Source organism: Pseudoxanthomonas taiwanensis (assembly GCF_010093135.1).
GTDB classification, from domain to species: Bacteria; Pseudomonadota; Gammaproteobacteria; order Xanthomonadales; family Xanthomonadaceae; genus Pseudoxanthomonas; species Pseudoxanthomonas taiwanensis.
Window position 1 is genome coordinate 1 of record NZ_PDWK01000117.1, and the last position, 3,992, is coordinate 3,992.

Consider the following 3,992-nt stretch of genomic DNA (forward strand, 5'->3'; position numbering starts at 1 on the left):
CACCTCGCCCCCCGTTCTCTGAGTGCTCGTCTTCTCTTTCGATCCTCAACACGTAGCGCCGCCGCCGCTCTAACATCTATTGGTCGGCAGCGTCAGATGGTTATAAGAGAAGAGACAGCTGCAGGGCACGCCCGCGCCCGCCGCCTCCCACGGCAAGCGCCGGCGTGCCCTGCAGATCCTGCTGCTGGCCGGGGTCCTGGCCGGCGCCGCCTGGCTGGCCTGGTACCTGCTGTACGCGCGCTGGCACGAGTACACCGACGACGCCTACGTCCAGGGCAACCTGGTGAGCGTGGTGCCGCAGACCGCCGGCACCGTGGTCGGCATCGACGTGGAGGAAGGCGACCGCGTCGAAGCCGGCCAGGTGCTGGTGCGCCTGGACCCGAACGACGCCCAGGTCGCCTACGAACAGGCGGTGGCCAACCTGGCCGCGACCGTGCGCCAGGTGCGCGGCTACTTCGGCAGTGCCGACGCCGCCGAGGCCGGGCTGCGCGCGCGCCGGGTCGCGGTCGAGCAGGCCCGCGCCGACGTCAGGCGCCGCGAGGGCCTGGTGGCCACCGGCGCGATCTCGCGCGAGGAGCTGGATCACGCCCGCGACGTGCTGGCGGCGGCCGAAGCCGCGCTGGGCACCGCCGAGGGCAACCTGCGCCGCAGCCGCGCCCTGGTGGACGCCACCACCGTGCGCGAGCAGCCGCAGGTACAGGCCGCCGCGGCACAGCTGCGCCAGGCCTGGCTGGACCTGCAGCGCACCGCCATCGTCGCGCCGGTCTCCGGCCACGTCGCCCGCCGCCAGGTGCAGCTGGGCCAGCGCGTGCAGCCGGGCGCCACGCTGATGACCGTGGTGCCGCCGGAGCAGGTCTGGGTCGAGGCCAACTTCAAGGAGACCCAGCTGGCGGACATGCGCATCGGCCAGCCGGTGGAGGTGCGCGCCGACCTGTACGGCGGCGGCGTGCGCTACCAGGGCAAGGTCGCCAGCCTGGGCATGGGCACCGGCGCCGCGTTCTCGCTGCTGCCGGCGCAGAACGCCTCGGGCAACTGGATCAAGATCGTGCAGCGCGTGCCGGTGCGCATCGAGCTGGACCCGGCGCAGCTGGCCGAGCACCCGCTGCGTCTGGGCCTGAGCATGCACGTGGATGTGGACCTGCGCGACCGCAGCGGCCCGGTGCTGGCGCCGGCGCGCCGGGCCGAGGCCCCGCGCCTGGCCACCGACGTCTACCGCCGGCAGATGGACGAGGCCGACGCGCTGGTCGAACGGGTCATCGAGCAGAACCTGCCGCGCGCGCGCGGCTGACGCGGACGCCTCCCCATGTCCGACTCCGCCCCCCGTCCAGGCAGCGGCCCCGCGCGCGGCGCGGCGCCGGCCCTGCCCTTCGCCCCGCCCAGCGTGGCCCTGGCCACGCTGGGCCTGGCGCTGGCCTCGTTCATGCAGGTGCTGGACACCACCATCGCCAACGTGTCCCTGCCGACCATCTCCGGCAACCTCGGCGCCAGCGCCAACCAGGCCACCTGGGTGATCACCTCCTTCGCGGTCAGCAACGCCATCGCCCTGCCGCTGACCGGCTTCCTCACCCGCCGCTTCGGCGAGGTGCGGCTGTTCACCTGGGCGACGCTGGCCTTCGTGTTCGCCTCGTTCCTGTGCGGCATCTCGCAGAGCATGGGCATGCTGGTGGCCGCGCGTGCCCTGCAGGGCTTCGTCTGCGGCCCGATGTACCCGGTCACCCAGGCCCTGCTGCTGTCCATCTACCCGGCGGCCAAGCGCGGCCAGGCCCTGGCCCTGCTGGCGATGGTGACCGTGGTGGCGCCGATCGCCGGCCCGATCCTCGGCGGCTGGATCACCGACAACTACAGCTGGGAGTGGATCTTCTTCATCAACGTGCCCATCGGCCTGTTCGCCGCCTGGGTGGTGTCCTCGCAGATGAAGGGCCGGCCGGAGCGCACCGACCGGCCGAAGATGGACTACATCGGCCTGGCCACCCTGGTGCTGGGCGTGGGCGCGCTGCAGATCGTGCTGGACCTGGGCAACGAGAAGGACTGGTTCCAGTCCACCGAGATCGTGGTGCTGAGCATCGTCGCCACGATCGCCCTGGCGGTGTTCGTGATCTGGGAACTGACCGAGAAGGACCCGATCGTGGACCTGCGCCTGTTCCGCCACCGCAACTTCGCCGCCGGCACCGTGGCCATGGTGACCGCCTACGCCGCGTTCTTCGCCATCGGCCTGATGGTGCCGCTGTGGCTGCAGCGCAACCTCGGCTACACCGCGATCTGGGCCGGCTTCGCCACCGCGCCGATCGGCGTGCTGCCGATCCTGCTCACGCCGCTGGTGGGCAAGTACGCCGGCCGCTTCGACCTGCGCCTGCTGGCCAGCTTCGCCTTCGTGGTGATGGCCTTCACCAGCTTCCTGCGCGCCGGCTTCAACCTGGACGTGGACTTCCAGCGCGTGGCCGTGATCCAGCTGGTCCAGGGCCTGGGCGTGGCGCTGTTCTTCATGCCGGTGCTGAGCATCCTGCTGTCGGACCTGGAGCCGCACGAGATCGCCGCCGGCTCCGGCCTGGCCACCTTCGTGCGCACTCTGGGCGGCAGCTTCGCCGCCTCGCTGACCACCTGGGGCTGGAACCAGCGCACCACCATCCACCACGCCCGCCTGACCGAGCACCTGCCCGCGCACGACGGCACGGTGGTGGAGCTGGCCACACGGCTGGGCCAGGGCGACCTGCAGCGCGGGGCGATGCTGCTGGACCGGGAGATCGCCCAGCAGGCCGCGCAGATCGGCTTCAACGAGATCTTCCACCTGCTCGGCCTCATTTTCCTCGGGGTGATCGTGTTCCTGTGGTTCGCCCGGCCCCCGTTCGCGGCCAAGGGGCCGCGCCCGGTCGGCGGCGACCACTGAGCGCCGGCGGCCGGCCGCCGGCGCCGGCGCCGCGGAAACGCCGATGGCATTCCGGTCCCCGCCGGCGCTGTGCGACACTGCCCGGATGACAATCGTTCTCATCGCCGTCGCCGCCTACCTGACCGCCACCCTGCTGCTGGTCGGCGCCGTGGTCCAGGACCGCACCGAGACCGCGCGCGCCTGGCTGGCCCCCGCCCTGCTGGGCGTGGCCACCCACGGCGCCTACCACCTGGTCGTGGCCTGGCGCACCCCGGGCGGCCCGGACATGCACTTCTTCTCGGCCCTGTCCCTGGTCAGCCTGGGCATGGCCGGCATGACCTCGGCGGTGGCCGCGCGCGGGCGCATGGCCGCGCTGGGCGTGCTGGCCTACCCGCTGGCGGCGCTGCTGCTGGCGGTCTACCACGGCCACGGCCACGCGCCCTCGCCGGCGCTGGAGTGGCGCCTGCAGCTGCACGCCTGGCTGGCGCTGCTGGCCTACGCCACCCTGGCCATCGCCGCGCTGCTGGCGGTGATGCTGTGGATGCAGGAACGCGCGCTGCGTCGCCGCCTGTTCCGGCCGTGGCTGCGCGCGCTGCCGCCGCTGACCGAGCTGGAGTCGTTGCTGTTCCGCACCATCGGCATGGGCTTCGCCCTGCTGACCCTCACCCTGCTGACCGGGGTGCTGTTCGTCGAGGACTTCCTGTCCCAGCACCTGGTGCACAAGAGCGTGCTCAGCTTCCTGTCGTGGCTGGCCTTCGGCGGCCTGCTGCTGGGCCGCTGGCGCTACGGCTGGCGCGGCGCGCGTGCGGTGCACTGGACCCTGGTGGCCATGGCGCTGCTGCTGCTGGCCTTCTTCGGCAGCAAGTTCGTGCTGGAACTGGTGCTGGGCCGGAGCTGACGTCGCGGATGCGGATGCCGCCCAGGGGACGGTCTCCTTCGTGCCATTCCGCTCCGGCCGGTGCCGGAGCGGCCGACCGCGCGCGGCCACCGCTGCGCCTGGCCGGGCTGCTGCTGGCCCTGCATGCCGCGCTGGCCGCGGCCGCCAACCCGCCGCCGGATGCCGGGCAGCTGCAGCGGCAGGCCGAGCGCACGCTGGCGCCGCCGGCCGCCCCGCCACCGCCGGCCGACC

The 3,992-nt window shown here is 72.9% G+C and carries 4 protein-coding genes; all 4 read left to right on the forward strand.

Features of this window, described 5'->3' with window-relative positions; genetic code table 11:
• Positions 1 to 118 precede the first annotated feature (118 nt).
• Positions 119 to 1,288 carry an HlyD/EmrA/EmrK family protein gene (locus CR938_RS13900; RefSeq protein ID WP_162125559.1) on the forward strand — a complete coding sequence of 390 codons (1,170 nt, stop codon included), beginning with the start codon at positions 119 to 121 and terminating at the stop codon, positions 1,286 to 1,288.
• Positions 1,289 to 1,303: 15 nt separating this feature from the next.
• Positions 1,304 to 2,884 carry a DHA2 family efflux MFS transporter permease subunit gene (locus CR938_RS13905; RefSeq protein ID WP_162125558.1) on the forward strand — a complete coding sequence of 527 codons (1,581 nt, stop codon included), beginning with the start codon at positions 1,304 to 1,306 and terminating at the stop codon, positions 2,882 to 2,884.
• An 85-nt stretch (positions 2,885 to 2,969) separates the two neighbouring features.
• Positions 2,970 to 3,761, forward strand: coding sequence for a cytochrome C assembly family protein (locus CR938_RS13910; RefSeq protein ID WP_162125560.1), 792 nt, complete (start codon positions 2,970 to 2,972; stop codon positions 3,759 to 3,761).
• A gap of 14 nt (positions 3,762 to 3,775) precedes the next feature.
• Positions 3,776 to 3,992 (forward strand): hypothetical protein (locus CR938_RS13915; RefSeq protein ID WP_211365247.1); only part of this gene is annotated, 217 nt, incomplete at its 3' end.